At 51.0% G+C, this 20,355-nt stretch carries 18 protein-coding genes and 2 rRNA genes (1 of these 20 only partly in view); 11 read left to right on the top strand and 9 right to left on the bottom strand.

Features of this window, described 5'->3' with window-relative positions:
* From K0B01_07295 to K0B01_07245, 11 genes are all read left to right on the top strand, one after another.
* A 23S ribosomal RNA gene (locus K0B01_07295) occupies window positions 1-1,208 on the top strand (it extends 1,816 nt beyond the left edge of the window).
* Between the two features lie 72 nt (window positions 1,209-1,280).
* Window positions 1,281-1,396 (top strand): 5S ribosomal RNA (gene rrf, locus K0B01_07290).
* Between the two features lie 104 nt (window positions 1,397-1,500).
* On the top strand, window positions 1,501-2,253 hold the full coding sequence (locus tag K0B01_07285; protein MBW6485936.1) for a YebC/PmpR family DNA-binding transcriptional regulator: 753 nt from the start codon (window positions 1,501-1,503) through the stop codon (window positions 2,251-2,253).
* 81 nt (window positions 2,254-2,334) lie between these two features.
* On the top strand, window positions 2,335-2,805 hold the full coding sequence (gene ruvC, locus K0B01_07280; GenBank protein ID MBW6485935.1) for a crossover junction endodeoxyribonuclease RuvC: 471 nt from the start codon (window positions 2,335-2,337) through the stop codon (window positions 2,803-2,805).
* A gap of 1 nt (window position 2,806) precedes the next feature.
* Window positions 2,807-3,412 carry a Holliday junction branch migration protein RuvA gene (gene ruvA / locus K0B01_07275; GenBank protein MBW6485934.1) on the top strand — a complete coding sequence of 202 codons (606 nt, stop codon included), beginning with the start codon at window positions 2,807-2,809 and terminating at the stop codon, window positions 3,410-3,412.
* A gap of 38 nt (window positions 3,413-3,450) precedes the next feature.
* On the top strand, window positions 3,451-4,512 hold the full coding sequence (ruvB, locus tag K0B01_07270) for a Holliday junction branch migration DNA helicase RuvB (GenBank protein MBW6485933.1): 1,062 nt from the start codon (window positions 3,451-3,453) through the stop codon (window positions 4,510-4,512).
* Window positions 4,479-5,075, top strand: coding sequence for an epoxyqueuosine reductase QueH (locus K0B01_07265; protein MBW6485932.1), 597 nt, complete (start codon window positions 4,479-4,481; stop codon window positions 5,073-5,075). Before ruvB ends, K0B01_07265 begins: the two co-directional genes overlap by 34 nt.
* A 215-nt stretch (window positions 5,076-5,290) precedes the next feature.
* The gene (lpxC, locus tag K0B01_07260; protein ID MBW6485931.1) at window positions 5,291-6,223 is read left to right on the top strand and encodes a UDP-3-O-acyl-N-acetylglucosamine deacetylase; all 933 of its coding nucleotides are present in this window, start codon (window positions 5,291-5,293) and stop codon (window positions 6,221-6,223) included.
* A 260-nt stretch (window positions 6,224-6,483) separates the two neighbouring features.
* Window positions 6,484-6,948, top strand: coding sequence for a DUF4390 domain-containing protein (locus K0B01_07255; GenBank protein ID MBW6485930.1), 465 nt, complete (start codon window positions 6,484-6,486; stop codon window positions 6,946-6,948).
* Entirely contained in the window at window positions 6,948-9,173 is a 2,226-nt protein-coding gene (locus tag K0B01_07250) for a HAMP domain-containing protein (protein MBW6485929.1), read from the top strand. Before K0B01_07255 ends, K0B01_07250 begins: the two co-directional genes overlap by 1 nt.
* Window positions 9,174-9,290: 117 nt before the next feature.
* The gene (locus K0B01_07245; GenBank protein ID MBW6485928.1) at window positions 9,291-10,694 is read left to right on the top strand and encodes a sigma-54 dependent transcriptional regulator; all 1,404 of its coding nucleotides are present in this window, start codon (window positions 9,291-9,293) and stop codon (window positions 10,692-10,694) included.
* On the opposite strand, the gene K0B01_07240 is transcribed toward K0B01_07245, so the two are convergent.
* The 9 genes from K0B01_07240 to dksA all read right to left on the bottom strand — a co-directional run bounded on the left by K0B01_07240 (window position 10,691) and on the right by dksA (window position 20,277).
* A complete protein-coding gene (locus tag K0B01_07240; protein ID MBW6485927.1) occupies window positions 10,691-11,668 on the bottom strand; it encodes a flippase-like domain-containing protein in 978 nt (325 codons plus the stop codon). The two genes, K0B01_07245 and K0B01_07240, sit on opposite strands and share 4 nt — an antisense overlap.
* Window positions 11,669-11,797: 129 nt before the next feature.
* Entirely contained in the window at window positions 11,798-12,199 is a 402-nt protein-coding gene (locus K0B01_07235; GenBank protein ID MBW6485926.1) for a DUF3568 domain-containing protein, read from the bottom strand.
* A gap of 53 nt (window positions 12,200-12,252) precedes the next feature.
* Window positions 12,253-13,317: a molecular chaperone DnaJ gene (dnaJ, locus tag K0B01_07230; GenBank protein MBW6485925.1), complete on the bottom strand. Its 1,065-nt coding sequence runs from the start codon at window positions 13,315-13,317 to the stop codon at window positions 12,253-12,255.
* Between the two features lie 88 nt (window positions 13,318-13,405).
* Window positions 13,406-14,290, bottom strand: a complete 885-nt coding sequence (locus tag K0B01_07225) for a phosphoribosylaminoimidazolesuccinocarboxamide synthase (protein ID MBW6485924.1) — start codon at window positions 14,288-14,290, stop codon at window positions 13,406-13,408.
* Between the two features lie 12 nt (window positions 14,291-14,302).
* A complete protein-coding gene (locus tag K0B01_07220; protein MBW6485923.1) occupies window positions 14,303-14,938 on the bottom strand; it encodes an MBL fold metallo-hydrolase in 636 nt (211 codons plus the stop codon).
* A gap of 137 nt (window positions 14,939-15,075) precedes the next feature.
* A complete protein-coding gene (gene rsmB / locus K0B01_07215) occupies window positions 15,076-16,434 on the bottom strand; it encodes a 16S rRNA (cytosine(967)-C(5))-methyltransferase RsmB (GenBank protein ID MBW6485922.1) in 1,359 nt (452 codons plus the stop codon).
* The gene (fmt, locus tag K0B01_07210) at window positions 16,431-17,375 is read right to left on the bottom strand and encodes a methionyl-tRNA formyltransferase (protein ID MBW6485921.1); all 945 of its coding nucleotides are present in this window, start codon (window positions 17,373-17,375) and stop codon (window positions 16,431-16,433) included. The genes rsmB and fmt overlap by 4 nt, the downstream gene beginning before the upstream one ends.
* 12 nt (window positions 17,376-17,387) lie before the next feature.
* A complete protein-coding gene (priA, locus tag K0B01_07205; protein ID MBW6485920.1) occupies window positions 17,388-19,808 on the bottom strand; it encodes a primosomal protein N' in 2,421 nt (806 codons plus the stop codon).
* Between the two features lie 91 nt (window positions 19,809-19,899).
* A complete protein-coding gene (gene dksA / locus K0B01_07200; GenBank protein ID MBW6485919.1) occupies window positions 19,900-20,277 on the bottom strand; it encodes an RNA polymerase-binding protein DksA in 378 nt (125 codons plus the stop codon).
* Window positions 20,278-20,355 lie beyond the last annotated feature (78 nt).

Below are 20,355 nucleotides of genomic sequence, written 5' to 3'. Positions count from 1 at the left end.
GGTGTACCCCGTTAGCGTGTAGCGATTAGCACGTGAAGCGTGAGGGGGTTGCAATAAAACGGCCCAAGCGACTGTTTAGCAAAAACATAGGACTCTGCTAAGTCGTAAGACGATGTATAGGGTCTGACGCCTGCCCGGTGCTGGAAGGTTAAGGGGATTTGTTAGCCGCAAGGCGAAGCTTTGAACCGAAGCCCCAGTAAACGGCGGCCGTAACTATAACGGTCCTAAGGTAGCGAAATTCCTTGTCGGGTAAGTTCCGACCTGCACGAATGGCGTAACGATTTGGGCGCTGTCTTGACGAGAAGCTCAGCGAATTTAATCAACCGGTGAAGATGCCGGTTACCCGCAACTAGACGGAAAGACCCCATGAACCTTTACTATAGCTTGACAATGAATTTCGGACTGGTTTGTGTAGGATAGGTGGGAGGCTGTGAAGTGGGAACGCTAGTTTTCATGGAGCCAACCTTGAAATACCACCCTGATTATTCTGAAGTTCTAACCTCGACCCGTAATCCGGGTCAGGGACATTGTCTGGTGGGTAGTTTGACTGGGGCGGTCGCCTCCTAAAGTGTAACGGAGGCGCGCGAAGGTTCCCTCAGGCTGATTGGAAACCAGCCGTAGAGTGTAAAGGCATAAGGGAGCTTGACTGCGAGACCTACAAGTCGAGCAGGTGCGAAAGCAGGTCTTAGTGATCCGGTGGTTCCGCATGGAAGGGCCATCGCTCAACGGATAAAAGGTACTCTGGGGATAACAGGCTTATCACGCCCAAGAGTTCACATCGACGGCGTGGTTTGGCACCTCGATGTCGGCTCATCGCATCCTGGGGCTGAATAAGGTCCCAAGGGTTTGGCTGTTCGCCAATTAAAGCGGTACGTGAGCTGGGTTCAGAACGTCGTGAGACAGTTCGGTCCCTATCTGTTGTGGGCGCAGGATATTTGAGAGGCGCTGTCCCTAGTACGAGAGGACCGGGATGGACGAACCTCTGGTGTACCAGTTGTCGTGCCAACGGCATCGCTGGGTAGCTAAGTTCGGAAGGGATAACCGCTGAAAGCATCTAAGCGGGAAGCCCACCTCAAGATAAGATATCCCTCCTGGTGGAGACATCAGGACTAAAGACCCCTCGTAGACCACGAGGTTGATAGGTCAGGTGTGCAAGCACAGTAATGTGTTGAGCTTACTGATACTAATCGGTCGTGAGGCTTGACCATAATATTTATTTTGATTTGATGATGCACTTGGTTCTAAAACACAATATGCAATTGTTTGCCATTATAGGATATTTCGGTGGCGATAGCGGAGAGGATCCACCCGTTCCCATTCCGAACACGGAAGTTAAGCTCTCCAGCGCCGATGGTACTGCATGGGTGACTGTGTGGGAGAGTAGGTGCCGCCGAAATTTTTTTAAGCCCCTTCCCCAGTGGAAGGGGCTTTTTTTGTTTTACAATTGCGCTTAGCGTATGCTATGAGTCTATCCATTAAAAAAATCAAGGAGTATAAGCCATGTCCGGGCATTCTAAATGGAGTACAATCAAAAGGAAAAAGGGCGAAATTGATTCGAAAAGGGGCAAGATATTTACTAAATTGATCAAGGAAGTTACCCTCGCGGCACGACTGGGCGGTGGGGATATCGAGGGCAATCCCCGCTTGCGGCAGGCAGTTCTTGACGCCAAGGAAGTCAACATGCCCAAAGATAATATTGACAGGGCGATAAAGAAGGGCACGGGCGAGCTTGCCGGTGCCGCAGCCTACGAAGAGACTACCTACGAGGGTTATGGACCGGGGGGGGTAGCGGTGCTGGTTGATGTAATGACTGACAATAAAAACAGAACAGTCGCCGAAATACGGCATATTCTTTCCAAGCACGGCGGCAATTTGGGGGAAAATGGCTGCGTGTCATGGATGTTTGACAAAAAGGGCAGTATAATTATCGACAAGAAGACGGTAGGCGAGGATGAGCTCCTGGAAGTTGTCCTGGAAGCGGGAGCCGATGATGTCCGGGATCAGGATTCTGAATGGGAAGTAATCACAGAGCCCGTAGCCTTTGAAAATGTCAAAAAGGCCATAGCGGATAAAAAATGGAAATATCTGGAGGCGAGCGTAGGTAAAATTCCGCAGAATACCGTTAAATTGGAAGAAACCAAGGCCGAGCAGATGTTGAAGCTGATGGAAAAACTTGAAGACAACGACGATGTCCAGAATGTTTATGCCAACTTCGATATTTCCGATGAAATAATGGATAAATTGAGTCAATAGTTTGCCAAATCTGTAAAAGGCCTATAAATGCAGTAAAACCGGATTGAAGCGTAAGCGAAAGGTATTAGCGAATTGAGGGTATTGGGTATTGATCCGGGTAGTAAAGTTACTGGTTACGGTGTTGTCGAGGCGGTAAGGAGCAGATTTGAGTGCGTTTTTTATGGAGAGATCAAACCGTCAAGGGGCGCCGGTCTGTCGGTATGTCTGATGGAAGTGTACAGTGGGATAAAAGAGGCGATTCGGCGCTCCAACCCTGAGATACTGGTAATCGAAGACATTTTTTATGGCAAGAATGTCCACAGTTTGATTAAGCAGGGACACGTGCGCGGTGTTGCCGTTCTAGCCGGCGCCCAGGAAGGGCTGGCTGTTTATGAATACAGCCCTCTGGAAATAAAAAAGGCCGTCGCCGGATATGGTTTTGCCGAGAAGAGGCAGGTGCAGATGATGGTAAAAAATATCCTTAAATTAACCGAACTTCCTCCCCCGGATGCCGCTGATGCCTTGGCTGCCGCCATCTGTCATATAAATTTTTTAAAGACTGAACAGGTCTGAGATGATTGCTTCGCTAAATGGCATAATTGTTCAGAAATCTCTTTTGAATTGCCTGATCGATGTAAATGGCGTTGGTTACCTTGTGTATATCCCCCTCAGCACCTTTTATGAGCTTCCTGATCCAGGTCTTCCCGTTATCCTGCAAACCCACATGTATGTGCGAGAAGACGCCATCAGCCTTTATGGCTTCAGCACAGAGATTGAGCGGGATGTCTTTCAGATGATGATTTCCGTAAGCGGCATCGGACCCAAGCTGGCGATAAATATTCTTTCCGGGATTCCGGCAGAGGAGTGGTTCAGGGCTGTTGCGGGGGAGGATCTGAAGCGCCTGACCGCCATTCCCGGGGTAGGCCGCAAGACGGCGGAACGGATGATTCTGGAACTAAAGGACAAGGTTGTAAAACTCGGCATAGACAATTACAAATCCGGGGGGATGGCTGTCCCGAAACACGAGCATCTGAAGGAAGACGCTCTTTCCGCGTTAGTCAATCTCGGGTATAAAGGCGCATTGGCTAAAGATGTCGTCGAGCAGATAATAAGGGAAAATGACAAGCTTCCTTCGATCGATCAGGTTCTGAAAAGGGCGTTGCGCATTCTTTCCGCCTGACGGTTAAAACTTGCAGTATTCATTAAATTTAATTTTTCATGGAAGATGACGTGAAGAAATCCGATTCCCTATTGATATCGCCCAAGAATCCCCTTACAATTCCAGAAGTTATTGCCGAAGATGATGGTTACGACCTCTCCCTGCGCCCCAAAACCATTGCCGAATATATAGGACAAGAGAAGATTAAAATGAATCTCTCCGTTTTCATCGAGGCTGCCAAACAAAGAAAAGAGTCCCTTGATCATGTTCTTTTATACGGTCCTCCCGGGCTGGGAAAAACCACACTTGCCTACATTATGGCGAGGGAAATGGGTGTTGACATAAAGATTACCTCCGGGCCGGTTATCGAAAGGCCGGGGGACCTTGCCGCAATTCTTACCAATCTGCACGAAAATGACGTCCTTTTCATTGATGAGATTCATCGCCTGTCGCATGTGGTGGAAGAGATACTCTATCCCGCGATGGAGGATTTCTACATAGATATAATAATCGGGCAGGGACCATCCGCCCGTTCGATGAAGCTTGATATCCCGAAATTTACGATGATCGGGGCCACGACAAGGGCTGGCCTTCTGACTTCGCCGCTCAGGGATCGCTTCGGCATGAGTTTCCGGTTCGAGTTCTACACGCCGGAGGAGCTTTCCATCATCATCTGTCGCTCGGCCAGGATTCTGGGGGTAGATATCGGGGCGGAGGGAGCGGCGGAGCTGGCCCGGCGTTCCCGGGGTACGCCCCGAATTGCCAACCGTCTCTTGAGGAGGGTGAGGGATTTTGCCCAGGTGCGGGCCGATGGCATTATAAACAGGGACGTAGCAGAACAGGCCCTCGCAATGCTCGATGTCGATGAGAAGGGATTTGATCAGATGGATCGCAATATTCTGCTTGCGGTAATCGACAAGTTTGGCGGCGGTCCGGTCGGCATCGACAACCTTTCCTCGGCAATCGGCGAAGAGCGGGAGACGATCGAAGACGTATATGAGCCCTACCTTATTCAGGAGGGTTATCTGCAAAGAACCGCCCGGGGAAGAATCGCGACCAGGCTCGCATATAAGCATTTCGGGCGGCAATGGGCCGAGGCAAATCAAGGTGGGCTATTTTGAAGAAAATTTTACTCCACACCTGCTGTGCCCCTTGCACGCTCTATCCATTGCGGATCCTCCGCGAGGAGGGCAACGAGGTGCAGGGTCTCTTCTATAATCCCAATATACATCCCTACAGGGAGTATAAAAGACGCCTCGATACGCTGATCGCTTACGCCGAACAGGTCAGCTTTAAGTTGCTGCGGGATGATGATTCGTACCCGTTCGAAGACTTCTTGCGTCAGGTTGTCTTCCATGAAGATGACCGCTGCCGTTACTGCTACCGGATAAGACTTTCGCGCGCGGCGCGTACCGCCCGCGAGCATGACTTTGACGCATTTAGCACCACCCTTTTGTACAGCCGCTATCAAAAACACGACCTGATCAGGCAGATCGCCGAGGAAGAGGCAAAAAAGCAGGGAGTCGCCTTCCTGTATCGTGATTTTCGGGAGGGTTGGCTTGAGGGAGTCCAGGTTTCCCAAGAGATGGGGATGTATCGGCAGCCTTACTGTGGATGCATATACAGTGAGAAGGAACGCTACTATCGCAGCCCCAAAAGTAAAACTGTCAAGCCTTCCGTATGAGCAAACATGCCCCGGGGTGTGTACTTTAAAACACAGTCGCCGGTCAATCCCCTAATGATGTTTTTCGTAGCGCAATAGAAATTACCTGTTTGTAGATGGTTGGCCCTATTTTTTTTTGGCAAAATATTGCGGAGGATGGCATTAATATTGCTTTTCAGTACCGGCAGTTGTTTTGATGAGGCCGGGGAAAATTATTTTTGGAAAGATGGACGGGAATGTTTCTGCAAAGAACGGTAAAAAATGAGATAGCATGCAAAAGTGTCGGTTTGCACTCCGGAAGAAAGATTGAAATGCTAATTCGACCGGCGGGCGTTGATGAGGGGATTGTTTTTGTCCGCACGGACCTGCCTGCTCGCAACAAAATCAAGGCGGATGTCCATAACGTTGTTGATACAACGCTTGCGACGACCCTTGGCGCCAATGGCGCCACCGTTTCGACGGTTGAACACCTTATGTCCGCGTTCAGCGGCATGGGCGTTGACAATGCAACAGTTGAGATTGACGCTTCCGAATTGCCGATTATGGACGGCAGCGCTCGACCGTTCGTGGAACTCCTGAGAAATGTCGGCACGAGGCCGCAGGGGAAAGTAAAAAAATTTTTGGTTATCAAGAAGCAGGTAGCGGTTTCCGAGGGGGAGGGCTCCGCCATGTTTATCCCGTCCTCGGAATTTGAGATAACCTATGATATTGAATTTAAACATAAAGATATTGGAGCTCAGTCATACAATCTTAAATTTTCGGACGTTTCGTACGAAAAAGAAATCAGCGCGGCAAGAACCTTTGGGTTTCTGCGCGATGTGGAGTACCTGCAGGCCCGGGGATTGGCGCTGGGCGGTTCTCTTAAAAACGCCATAGTTCTTGATGAAAACCGGATTATCAATAAGGAAGGGCTCCGTTTTCCGGACGAGTTTGTGAGACACAAAATACTTGATTCGATAGGAGATCTGGCATTGCTGGGGATTCCCATTATTGGTCATTTTGTGGCTTCAAAATCCGGTCACCGCTTGAACAACCTGCTTCTCAAAGAACTGCTGCTGCGGCAGGATTGCTGGGTTCTTGTGAATAAATTTAATATAGAGGGAATGCTTCTCAAAAGAGAGAGCCTGCGGGCGCCCTCTTTTGCTGTCGGGAATTTGTCGGCAGTTTGATCCTGACGTGGCTGATTGCAGATAGGTCTTGCTTTTTACGTCCCACTCTTTTACTATATCCATAGTAAGTTCAGCATTTTAAAAATTTGGTTCGTTATATTCATTCCTTTTGCCTAAATCAGGAATTGATATAAACTCGAATAACTTAAGGCGGTTGTATGCTAACTGTCAAGCCTTTGCTGGTAACTTGTCTATTGGCGTTCTCTCTTTTTTTTGCCCCCTCTTCCCTGCAGGCGCAAAAGGCGTCCATTGCGGATCTTTTGGTGACGAACGGCCAGACGAATCTATTGCTCTATGCCCGTGTAGCAGATTGCTTTAACCCGGAAATAGAAGATGCAATTTTGGCTGGCGTTCCTACCACCTTCGCGTTTCAAATTCATCTGTATAAAGAACGTTCCTGGTTTCCGAACAAGAAAATAATAAACATAGAAATTCGCCATACTATAAAGTACGACAATGTAAAAAAAACATTTAATGTATCGGTGGATAATCAGAAAACGTGGGTAAATTCCCCAGATTTTGAAAACGCCAAAAGAATGATGGCTGAGGTCAATGCGGTTCCCTTGGCAGGGCTTGGCGCTTTAACAAAAAATGAACATTACCTGGTAAAACTGAAGGCAAAATTGGATAAGGTGCGCCTGCCGCTCCATCTGGAATATCTGTTTTTTTTCATCTCAAGCTGGGACTTTGAAACAGACTGGCGCCAGGAAAGGTTCTTGTTCTGATGGAGAAAATTACCAGGACGGCACAACTTGATCCGCGGGAGGCAAGAAGGCGGAAACGTGAATGGATTATCATTTTTATCACGATCGCGCTCATTGCCGGGGCTACCTATATGGAAAGCCTGTTGTTTCGCGGTGAAACCCCGGTTCTGCCCGTTTCCGGGAATGTCCTGATTTTTGGCCTGATAAACATCAACATCATCTTGATCATCCTTCTTCTCTTTCTGATTATCAGGAATATCGTCAAACTGATCTTTGAAAGACGACACGGGATTGCCGGTTCCCGCTTGCGTACCCGTCTGGTCGCAGCCTTTGTCGGTTTGTCCCTTATTCCTACGGTATTACTGTTTCTGGTCTCGATCAATTTTCTTTCTTCCAGCATTGATAGCTGGTTCAGCATCCGCATCGGCGAGGCCTTGAACCGAACGCTGGAGGTCGCGCAGATTTATTATCAGCAATCGGCCGAGCAAGCGAAATTTTATGCCCGTCAGCTAAGCGCCGATATTACGAGCAACAGCCTTTACGAGGTCGAAAAATTTTCCTATTTGGAGGCTTTGGTAGAAAGACGGCACAAGACCTATAAGCTCAACATGGTCGAGGTTCAGATTAATAATAATAAAAATAACGTGATATTACGAGACAGCAAATACTCATTGATTGTGCCGAAGCATCTCTCTCCCCAAGAAATTGAAAGCGTATTCACCGGGCAGGAATTGACGGTCACGGAACAGCTCAAAAGCGGCGATTTGATACGAGGGGTTGTCCCTGTTTTTTCGCAGTCCCTGCCCAAAGAGGTGGTGGGGTTTGTTGCGGTCAGTTATTTACTGCCTGCGGGAATTACAGAAAGAATAAATGTAATATCAAAGGCATCCGAGGAATACAGGCAACTGTCCCTGCTGAAGACGCCGATCAAATTTGGTTACATAATAACCCTTTTCATTGTGATGCTGTTGATCATCTTTTCCGCAACCTGGTTTGGCATCTACCTGGCACGGGGGATCACTGTCCCGTTGCAAAACTTGGCGGAGGGGACGCGCCGGGTTGCGCAGGGGGATCTGGAACAGCAGATTGACACCGTTGCGGACGATGAACTGGGCGTTCTCGTGGATTCCTTTAATCAGATGACCAAGGATCTCAGAAAGAGCAAGGGCAGTCTGGAGCAGGCAAATATTGACTTGGAGCGACGTCGCAATTATATGGAAACCGTTCTCCGCAATGTTTCGGCGGGCGTGATTTCCATTGACAGCAGCGGTTATATCGCCACGATCAACCGGGCGGCGGAGAAGATGCTCGGCATCAACTCCCGGAGCATTGTCCGGAAGCGTTATGATGAGGTGCTGATTCCCGATCACCGGATACTGGCAGAATCGGTTCTGCAGGAGATGCGGGAGGGCGGAAGCGGTTTCATTGAAAAACAGATAGATGTTCTGCAAGGGGAGCGGGCGTTGACTATCCTTATCACGGTTACGGAGATTCGTGACGATGAAGGCCGGGAGATGGGCCTGGCTCTGGTTTTTGAAGACATTACCCAACTGCAGAGAGCGGAGAGGACGGCGGCATGGCGCGAGGTGGCAAGGCGGATGGCCCATGAAATCAAGAATCCTCTTACGCCGGTACAGCTTTCCGCGCAACGTCTCCAACGGAAATATGGCAACAGATTCCAGGAGGACGGAGAGGTCTTCTGGGAATGTACGCGAACGATAATCGATCAGGTTGAGGTATTGAAAAATCTCGTGAATGAGTTCTCCCGTTATGCGCGCTTGCCGGTTACAAATCTCAGCCTCAAGGACTTGAACGAGACCATTCAGAACTCGGTAATAATGTTTAAAGATGCCCATCGGGAGGTTGATTTTTCTTTTAACCCGGGTGATGATATTCCCCCATTGATGATGGACAGTGAACAGATTAAGAGAGTCATGGTCAATCTGCTCGACAATGCCGTTGCCGCCCTGCCTGCCCATGATGGTCGCATAGAAGTCCGGAGCCTCTACGATGGTGAAAAAAAGGCGGCAAGGGTGACGGTCGCCGACAATGGTTGTGGTATTCCGCCCGACTATCGGGTAAAGATGTTTGAACCCTATTTTTCCACAAAAAAGACAGGAACGGGGTTGGGAATGGCGATAGTAAGTTCCATTATTGATGATCATCATGGAAGAGTCTTTGTTGAGGATAATCCAGGAGGAGGCACCATTGTTACCTTCGAGTTGCCGGTTGAGGATAAAAAATAAATTTTGCACCCTCCTCTGTGAAAGACATTGAAAGGCAGCTATTTTTTTGTTTCGTTAAGAAATATCCCGGTTACATTGCGATTTCGTAATCAGCATGTTGAAGGATGAGTTACATTTATGAATAAAACAATAATGATCGTCGATGATGAAGAGAGTATTTGCCAGGCGCTGGGCGGGATACTGACAGATGAAGGCTATGAGGTCCTGAAGGCCGGAAGCGGCGAAGAGGCATTGCGTCTCATCGAGGATGAACAGCCCAATCTTGTGCTATTGGACATATGGCTCCCGGAAATGGATGGGATCGCTGTTCTGAAATCCATCAAGTCCTCTTACCCCCAGATACAGGTAGTGATGATGTCCGGCCACGGAACCATTGAGACGGCTGTCAAGGCGACCAAGCTGGGGGCGTTCGACTTCATTGAAAAACCCCTGTCGCTGGAGAAGGTGATCCTGGTGGTCAACCACGCCCTGGATTTTGTCCGGCTGGAAGAGGAAAACATTCTGCTCCGGCAAAAGGTCAGCCATGAATACGAATTGACCGGCAATAGCAGTGTTATTCTCGAACTGAAGGAGATGATCGATATCGTTGCCCCCACCAATGCCTGGATACTGATCATGGGCGAAAACGGGACGGGAAAAGAGCTCGTCGCCCGCTCTCTCCACCACCAGAGTCGCCGGGCCCAAAAGCCCTTTATTGAGGTCAATTGCGCGGCCATTCCGGAGGATTTGATAGAAAGCGAACTGTTCGGTCACGAACGGGGCTCTTTTACCGGGGCGACGGCGAAAAGAAGGGGAAAGTTCGAAATGGCGAACGAGGGGACTATTTTCCTCGATGAAGTCGCCGATATGAGTCTGAAGGCACAGGCCAAGGTCTTGCGCATTTTGCAGGAGAAGAGATTCGAGCGGGTTGGCGGCAGCCGTCTCATTCATACAGACGTGCGGGTGCTTGCTGCAACCAATAAAGAACTCGAAAAAGAGATGGATGCAGGCCGGTTCCGCCAGGATCTTTTTTACCGCCTGAATGTCATTCCGCTGCACGTTCCGCCGCTGCGGGAGCGCAAGGAGGATATCCCCCTTCTGGCAGACAGGTTCCTCAACGATTTCGCGGTAAGGGAAGGAGAAACGGTAAAAACCGTTACCGAAGAGGTGCTTGCGACGTTGATGAACCACGACTGGCCGGGAAACGTGCGAGAGCTTAAAAATGTTGTGGAAAGATTGATAATAACGACGCCGGCGGAGGTAATTTCCAAGACGGACATCTTTTCGGAGCTGGGCAAAGCAGAGCTTAATGTTCATAAAAAAGAGGATTCGCCAAACAAGGAAGAAATTTCAACCGATTCTTTCCGATTGGCGAAACAGGATTTCGAGCGTCAGTACATTATCCGCCGGCTTCGCGACTTCAGCGGCAACATTTCCCGGACAGCCGAAGCGATCGGCATGGAGAGAAGTCACCTCCATAAAAAAATTCGCGGTTATGGCCTCGATCCTAAAACTGATTCCGGGGAAACTGAGGAAGGTTAGAGCTTATCCCGACTTTTCAGGTCGTCAAGCGAGAAGCTGTAAAGGGGAAGAAAAACAACCCCGAGAACTATTATTATCCCGATAGATAGGGCGTGATATATTACTGCGAAGGTGAGCGCTTCCGTTTTGGCCACGTTGAACAACCCCAAACCCAAAATGCAGAAGTAATGCCAGTTGCCAACGAACCCGGGGGCAACCGGGATTGCGATTCCAACAATCAGAATGATCATTAGGACAAATGCAGCGGTAAGCGGCAGATTTAGGGAGAAGGCCAGAAAGAGAAGATAAATTGCCAGGGCGTCGGCCAGCCAGATTATCAGCGACAGGATCACCACCGCGCCAAAAAGCGAGCGATGTTTTACAACGCCTAATCCTTCGACAAAAGAACCCGTTATTTCAGTTATTTTTGTTGTTATTCCGGGTGGTATTCGGGCGATGACCGGGAGCAGCAGGAGCGCCGTCTTTTCCTTCCAGCAAAGGGCCGTCATCATTAAGCCGAATATAACTGCAGTAACGATAAATAATGATACCCCGGCACGGAAAAGCCAGAGAGGAAGGGGTGTTAAAAAGAAAATCACGGCGGCAATGACAAGAACTGTCAGGATGTCCAGTACCCTTTCCACCAAAATGGTGCCGAGGGCGGAACTCATCGGGACACGACTTTTTTTTGTGATTAGATAAGGGCGGGCCAACTCGCCGAGACGCGCCGGGATGGCGACAATAGCCATAAACCCGACGCTTGTTATCGAAAAGATTGTAAATTTATTGATGAGCGGATCAAGGGGCTTCAGTATAAATCCCCAACGAATTGCCCGGAGTGCCTGCATCAAAATCATGACCGCAAGCGATGATATTACCAGGACGCTGTTTATTTTATGAAGGGAACTGTAAACCTCGCCGATGTCGATGCCCCGGAAGGAGAGCCAGACCAAAAGTGCGCTGATCAACAGGCCTGTAATAACCTTTATTCTCATTGGCCTTGTGGGGACATTAATCGTCGTTTTATGAGAGCATCAAACTTCGGTTTCCCTTTGTCCTCAGCATGGCGGGTGCAAGCCACTTTGCTGAGGGCAAGACGAGTCGGTTGGCTTTGGCAAGATAAACTATTTTCGGGAAAGATTATCCCCGATCTTGTCGTGAATCAACTGGGAAGAGAGCTTGTGTCCGACAAGTCCCACCCTGATTGCAACGGTGGTCACGTTTTTTGCCTTATAGGACACAGATATGTCGACTTTTTCTCCATTTATCTGGGTGGTGATCTTCCCTTTGCCGATCTCCTTTTCGGGGATCACATCCACGCCCCGCATATCCGCCACCGTTTTTTCGGAAGCCTTCCAAACATCATCGAATGATTGGTAGTAATCGGTTTTCAGCTCGCCATTAATAAAAAAGTACGTTCCGGAACCGGCCCCTATCGCCGCCCCGCCAACCAGCGCCGCCGCACAGCCCGCGAGTAAAAATGCCAGCGCCGCCAAAGATGAAAGCCATTTTTCCGTTTTCCGCATAATTTACCTCTCTTTCCAACTAACAGATCAAGTGCCTACAATTTATCCAAAGGTTAATTGTTCCTGCCAAGTCGCTCGAATTCGCGCAGGAGTTCCTCCTGCTTCTTGGTTATGACTTCCGGAACGCTGATCACCGTTTCTATGAGCTGATCCCCTCGGCCGTAATTGCGTAAATGGGGGATGCCCTTTCCTTTCAGACGAAACACCTTGCCGTTCGGCGTTCCTTTCGGTATTTTAATTTTTTCCTTCCCTGTCAGGGTTGGCACTTCGATATTTCCCCCGAGAACAGCCTCGGCAAAGGTGATGGGGATATGGCAATAGATGTCGTCCTCTTTTCGCTCAAAGAGTTCGTGAGGTTTCACCTCTATGAAAACGTATAAATCTCCGCTGGGCCCTCCATTTTCGCCTTTCCCCCCCTCGCCGCGCAGGCGGAGTCGGGAGCCGGTTTCCACCCCCGCCGGTATCTTGAGCTGAACTGTTTTAGTAATGATCACCCTGCCCGTCCCCGAACACTTTTTGCAGGCGGCGGCGATTATGGTTCCTCTGCCATTGCATTGCGGACAGGTTGTACTGATGCTGAAAAAACCGCTCGACTGCGTCACCTGCCCTCGTCCGTTGCAGCGGTTGCATGTCTGCGGGGCGGATCCCGGGGCGCATCCTGATCCGCGGCATTCCGGACAAGCCGCATATTTGTCCAGTTCAATCTCGGTGTTTATTCCGAGCGCTGCATCCATGAAAGATATCTGCAAGTCATACCGTAAATCCGCACCCACCCTGGCTGATGTGCGCGCACGGGAGCGCCCTGTATTGAAGCCGAAAACATCCCCGAAGACATCCCCGAAGCTGGAAAAAATGTCCTCAAATCCAGAAAATCCCTGATATCCGGCACCGTTTAGACCCTCATGTCCGTAACGGTTATAGAGCTCCCGTTTTTCCTGATCGCTCAACACCTCGTACGCCTCGGCAGCCTCTTTGAACAGATCCTCAGCGTCCTTGTTGCCCGGATTTCGGTCCGGGTGGCACTGCATGGCAATTTTGCGATAGCTTTGTTTGATCTGGTCCGCATCGGCGTTTCTGTCAACGCCGAGAATCTCGTAGTAACAACGTTTCGTAGCCATTCTTGACCGACATTCCCTCTAACTTTCTATTTTTTTGTATAAGCGTAAAATAGACATCTCCGCCGTACATGTCAACCCGGTGCGGGAGTTATCTTGTCAAGCGATTTAACGCCTCCCGGTATTTGTCGGCCGTCTTGGCGACGATAGCGGCGGGCAGTTCCGGGGCAGGCGGTTTCTGGTTCCAGCCGATCGACAGCAGATAATCACGCAGAAATTGTTTGTCGAAGCTCTTCTGCGGACGTCCCGCTTCGTAGTCATCCTTTGGCCAGAAACGGGAAGAATCAGGCGTGAGGAGTTCGTCTATCAGGATAAGCTCCCCGTTCAGGATGCCGAATTCCATCTTTGTATCGGCAATGATAATCCCCGCATAATCCGCAATAGCGACGGCCTTTGCATAGATGGCAAGGCTCGTACGGACGATTTTTGCCGTCATTTCCGCCCCGATCAGCTTTTCCATCCCCATGCGATCGATGGGCATATCGTGCTCTCCGTCCGGCGCCTTTGTCGAGGGGGTGAAAATGGGTTCCGGCAGCCGGGACGATTCCTTGAGCCCCGCCGGCAGCATTATGCCGGAAACAGTCTTGCCGCTTTGGTAATCCTTCCATCCGGAGCCGCTCAAATAGCCGCGGACAACGCATTCAACCAGCAAGGGCTTTGCCTTTTTGACCAGCATGCTCCGGCCTTTCAGTATGTCCTTATAGGGGGCGCACTCCTCGGGATAATCATCAGGGTTCGTCGAAAGCAGATGATTGGCGATGATATCCTCCGTTTTTTTGAACCAGAAGGCGGACATCTTTGTCAGCACCTCCCCCTTACCCGGGACGGGGTTCGGCATAATATGGTCAAAGGCGGATATCCGATCCGTTGTAACAATCAAAAGGTTCGTATTCAGGTCATATATGTCGCGCACCTTGCCCGTGCCGGAGAGCTTCATTCCCGGAAAATCCGTTTTCATGATTCCTTGGCTGTTCATGTTGATCTCCTTTTAAAAATCACGCAGAAAGGGGTTGTATTTTTTTTCATGACCAATCGTCGAGCTAGGGGAACTTCCATAATTATGGCCGGGAAACACCACGGTTTCATCAGGAAGGATGAGCAGTTTATTTTGGATGGAAGCGAACATTGTATCCCAGGAACCGCCAGGAAGGTCGGTCCGGCCGACAGCCTCGACAAACAATGTGTCGCCGGTAAAGGCGTATCCATCGACAAACAGAACCATGCTTCCCGGAGAATGGCCGGGGGTGTGGATAACCCGGAGCTTTATCCCCCCAACCTGGATTATGTCGCCATCGGCAACCGTCTGGTCCGCGGGAGGCGATGGTTGGGCGTCAAACATTCGCAGCAGCTCTGCCGGGGTGTGAATAAGCATATCCGCATCGTCCTCGTGGATGATGATTTTTGCGCCGGTTATCCTTTTCATGTCCGCATTGCCGCCGATATGATCCACGTGGCCGTGCGTATTGACTATAGCGCTGATCCGGACGTTGTGTTTCGCCGCCAGGCCGATTATTCCTTCCGTATCGGCCGCGGGATCTATTACCAGCGCTTCCCCGGAAGCTTCGTCTCCCACAAGGTACGCGAAAACCCCTATATGCCCGACCTGCCGTTGTTCGATAAACATTTTCATTTCCTCCCCGCCGCTAACGGTATTTATAAGGCGGTGAAAGCTATCATTCTTGTTGAATAAAGTCAATGCCATTTGCCGAATGCAACCCAACTGCAGTGGCCATGATCGCAAAAAGTGACAGTTCCAAATTGTTAGCTGTTCCGGACAAAAACAGCGCCGAAAAAGCCGTCCAGAAAGTGACGGTGCGGAAACGTGCGCAAAAAGCCTGCCGCCGTTATTATCTCGGAGGGGAGATTTATAGGGCTGCTCAGCTTAAAGCGCTTATCGGATTTGAGGAAACCGGCGACGATTTCCTCTGTTTCTTCCTGAGTTGTTGTACAGACACAGTAAACGAGCCTGCCGCCGGAGCGGACGTACTCGGCGGCATTTTTCAGCAAACTCTTTTGCGTCTGCTGTAATGCCGAGATATCCCGGCGGGTAAGACGCCAGCGAATCTCGGGGTTTCTGCGCAGCGTCCCGAGTCCGGAGCAGGGGGCGTCAACCAGAACCTTGTCGAAAATTTTGTCGGTGGCCGCATTCTTTTTGGCGCCATCTCCCTGAACGATCCGAACAATCGTTACGCCAAGCCGTCTTGTTTCCGCCACAAGCTGGTCAAGTTTGGCGCGATTTTTATCGACCGCGGTTATTTCCCCCCTGTTTTGCATAAGTGCCGCAATATGGAGTGTTTTTCCTCCCGCACCGGCGCAGAAATCAAGCGTCCGCTCGCCTGGTTCAGGATCGAGGAGATGGGCGATAAGCTGGGATGCCTCATCCTGCACCCGGATCATTCCCTGGCGAAAGGCGTCTGTCTCGCGGAGCCCTGAGTAATTATCGTAAATTATAATCCCTTCCGGGGAAAACGGCGCAGATTTAGCGGCAACGCCATCTTTTTTCAGCGCGGAAATCATCTCATCTCTTGATATTTTCAGTGTGTTTACCCGGATGGTCAAGGGTGGAATCTCGTTGTTGGCCCGGCAGATGGCGATGGTCTCCTCTGTCCCGTACAGCTTCTGCCAGCGTTCCACCATCCAGGCCGGGTGCGAATAAAGGACGCTGATCGCACTTATGAGATCTCCGGCGATCTCCGGCCAGACAATCCGCTCCTTCTTTCTGATAAGGTTGCGCAATATGGCGTTTACAAGACCAGCCGCCTGGGGGCGGATATTTCGCGCTATCGCGACGGCCTCATTGACCGCGGCAAAAGGGGGAATCCGGTCGGTAGCGAGGAGCTGATACACCCCTGTCCGGAGGATGTTGCGGACCGGTATTTCCAGCGAATCAAAATTTCCCGTGTATATTTCTGCTATTGCCCAGTCCAGTTTGTTTCTGTTTCTCAGGACGCCATAGACCAGCTCGGTTATAAGCCCCTTGTCTTGCCGGTTTATGTTGTTATTTCCGGACAGATAGGCGTCAAGAAGCGGTTCCGCATAGGCGCCTTTCAGTTCTATGCGGTTGAGGATTTCCACGGCAATGCCGCGCGCCGACAGGGCTTTTTTTACATTTTCCGTCATGCCCGGCCGATCTTTTCTCCTGCCGAAACAGGCGCTCCTCGTAGAAAATCCTCGCTGCTCATTCGCTTTTTCCCTTCGAGCTGCAAATCGGTGAGATAAACGCAGCCGTTTGCCGCGGCGATGCAGAGGGCGCCATCTCTCTTGCCGATTATTACCCCCGGCGCCTCTGAGGTCGGGGCAGTCTTCGCCGTCGCGGAAAAGATCTTGAGTTTTTTCTGATGAAAAAAGGTGTAGGCGCAAGGGGTGGGGGAGAGCCCGCGGATAAGTCTCGCGATTTTCTGGCAGTCATCTTCCCAATTGATCAGGCCGAGTTCGCGGCCCAGCGGCGGGGCAAAGGTGGCAAGCGAGTGATCCTGGCGTTGCGGATGAAGATTTCCCGTGAGTGACAATGATATTGTTTTTAATAGTAATTTTGCTCCCATTTCCGCCAGGCGGCGGTGCAGCTCGCCAAAGTTTTCATTCTCGCCGATGGGGGTTTCCTCCTGCAGCAGGATATCGCCGGAGTCAATCCCGGTGTCCAGCTTCATAATGGTAACGCCGGTCGTTTTTTCTCCGTTGATGATAGTCCAGTTGATCGGCGCTGCTCCCCGGTACTTGGGAAGGAGCGAGGGGTGGATATTGATGCATCCCCTGGGCGTGTCGTAAAGTATCGGTTTGGGAAGGATTTGTCCAAAGGCGGCGACAATGGCCATTTCCGGCGCCAGACTTTTAAATGTTTCCAGAAAGCTTTTGTCTTTGACGTTTTTAGTTTGGATGAGGGGAAGCCCCAGCTCCCCGGCAGTTATTTTCAAGGGCGGCGGCGCGGTTATCCTTCCCCGGCCCTGTGGGCGGTCCGGTGGTGTGACGACGGCAATAATCGGCCATCCTGCCTCAACGAGCCCGGTCAGGGCCGGCACTGCAAAGGTTGACGTGCCCATGAAAACGATTCCGGTTTTTTCCATAACCGCATTCTCCTACATAAAATGGACAGGATCTACGTCTATCCTGATTTCGATACCTTCCCCCTTTACCTCATCCAGGAGTTTTTGGGCAAGCTGACGGAGGATGCCTCCCTCCTTGCCCCGCACGAGCATCTGCCAGCGGTACCTTCCCCGGAGTCGGTGCAGCGGAGATTCCGCCGGGCCGATGATGTCCGCCTTGCCGGCGGCGAAGCTCTGTGCCAGCTTGCGGGCCGCCGTTCCGATGCGGGCGACGGTTTTTTTCCCTTTATCCTCGTTGAGACTCGAAAAATGGAGGCCAATCAGACGGGAATAGGGCGGATAATTCAGCTCCCGGCGAGTCGGCAGTTCATTATTGTAAAATCCGGGGTAATCGTGCTTCTGGGCCCTCATGATGGAGTGGTGGTAAGGGGTGAACGTCTGGACAACGACTATCCCCGGCTGATCGCCCCGTCCGCCCCGGCCGGCAACCTGGGAAAGAATCTGGAAGGTTCGCTCCGCGGCCCGGAAATCCGGGACATTCAGGGATGAATCGGCGGCAATGACGCCCACCAGGGTTATGCCGGGAAAGTCATGGCCTTTGGTTATTATCTGCGTTCCCACCAGGATATCGATTTCTCCCTTGGCAAAGGCGGCGAGGGTTTTTTCGGATGCGCCCTTGCGGGAGGCTGTATCGCTGTCTATCCGGGCAATAGCGGCAGCCGGGAACAGTCTTTTGATCTCCTCCTCGACACGCTCGGTTCCGGCGCCCTGGCTGTGGATTCGTTCAGAACCGCAGGCTGGGCAAGTTCTTTGTTTTTTTGATGTAAAATCGCAGTGATGGCATTTGAGGACATCCTGGGACGCGTGATAGGTCAAGGCCAGATCGCAGGCCGGGCATTTAAAGACGTGGCCGCAGGCCTGGCAGAAGACATAGGTGTGAAAGCCTCTCCGGTTGAGGAAAATGAGGGCCTGTTTTTTTGCGGAAAGGGTTTCTCCCAGGGCCAAAATCAGTCGACGGGAAAAGATCGGCATACGTCCACCGCTGTCCCGTTCGTTTCTCATATCAACAATTTCCACCCGGGGGAGGGGGCGCGAGTTTACCCGGCCGGGAAGCGATAAATACCGGTAAATTCCGGCCTGTGCGTAAAAATATGTCTGTATTCCGGGTGTTGCCGATCCCAGGAGAACAACGGCGCCGGCTTTTTTCCCGCGGTACAAGGCGAGGTCGCGGCCGTTATAATGCAGGCGGTCATCCTGCTTGTAGGAGGGGTCGTGTTCCTCGTCAACGACAATCAGGCGCAGGTCCCCGGCCGGGGCAAAGATTGCCGAACGGGCGCCGACAATCAGCCGTATTTCCCCGCTTTTTATCTTTCGCCACTGATCATAGCGGGTATTGTTGGGAATTCCGCTGTGCAGAACGGCAATCTTTTCGTCCGGAAAATGGCCTTGGACGCGGCGGATAAGCTGGGCGGTCAGGGCAATCTCCGGGACAAGGTAGAGAGCGCTTCCCTTGCTTTGGAGGACTTCTTCCATGGCGCGCAGATAAATTTCCGTTTTTCCGCTTCCCGTAACCCCGTGCAGCAGATACGGAGAAAATTGTCGGGAGTTGAGCCCCTTGCTTATCTCGGCGAGCGCCGCGGACTGGTCGTTATTGAGGATAATTTTGCCCTTGTCTTCAGGAAGTTCTTCTGCATGAAGATATTCCCGGAAAACCTCTTTTTTATAAAGGCGGATAACCCCCCGGGCGGCCAGAGCGCCGAGAAAGGAAGAACTGCGCAGCCGCACTTCAAGGGCGGAGACCGGCATTTCCGCCTTTTCTTTCAGCAGCGTCAGGAGGGTTGCCTGCTTTTCCGTCATTTTCAGGTTGGCCGGAGGGGGGTGGGCGATTCCGAGCCATTTTTCCTGTTTCGCAAGGATGCCCGGGCGGCCGGCAACCTCGGCGGAGGTGATGAGCCCCATCCCTTCAAGAGCCAGGATTTCCCGGTGGAGGACTTTTTCCCCCGCTTTTCGGCAAAGACTGGGCAGCGACATGCCATTGGGAGTGGCAGCGAGCAGTTCCAGCAGGGTTTCCTGAATTCTGGAAAGGTTTTTTCCGCCGTTTACGGCGTCGGCGGCAAGGCGAATCCGGTTTTGACTGATCGTGTTGATTCCGCTGGGAAGCGCCTCCGCCAAGACCATCCCCAGGGGATGAAGATAATAGCTGGCGATCCATTCAAAAAAGGCCAGATCCTCTTCGGAAAAGAGGGGGGCGTTATCCGGCATGTTTATAATTTCTTTAATATTTTTTATAGCGGATGCATCTGCCGGAAGTTCGACAATCCACCCGGTAAGGCGTTTTGCCCCGAAGGGTACAACCACCCTTTTGCCGAGGGCGGCAAACTGGGCTGACTCTGGGGGAATGGCATAGATAAACGTTTTTGTGGAGGGAATGGGTATGACAACCCTGGCGAACATCCGGCTGTTCCCGTCAACTAAGATTGCAGGTTAGAAACTGGAATATTTTCAATATTATTTGTTATCCTCAATAAGAACAGTTCTGAGGAGCCTACTCCCTTTCGAGTTTTTCAACCTTTTCCTGTTTCGTTTTGCAGTTGATGCACAGGGTGGTAACCGGCCTTACCATCAGCCTTTTTTCCGAGATCGGACCGCCGCAAAGCTCACATAATCCAAAGGTGCCGTCGTCGATTCTCTTGATTGCCTCTTGCATCTTGATGATCAGTTTTCTCTCCCGGTCACGGATGCGCAGCTCAAAATTGCGATCCGACTCCAGCGAAGCGCGGTCGTTAGGGTCGGGATAGTTTTCCCGCAAACCGTTTGTCATTTCCGACACGGTCTTCCCCGCTTCGGACAGGAGCTCATTGATCTTGCCTGTCAAGAATTGACGAAAGAACTCATATTTTTCAGGTGATAACGTTTTTTTCAGCGCCTTGCTCCTCCCTGCGTTTTATCAGTCCAACTATGAGGGAGGGGATGATACACGATTGCCGATGGTTTGTAAAGA

It is taken from the genome of Syntrophobacterales bacterium (assembly GCA_019429105.1).
Classification (GTDB): domain Bacteria; phylum Desulfobacterota; class Syntrophia; order Syntrophales; family UBA5619; genus DYTH01.
Note: the sequence above shows the minus strand (reverse complement) of the source record. Positions and strands in the feature narration are given on the sequence as shown.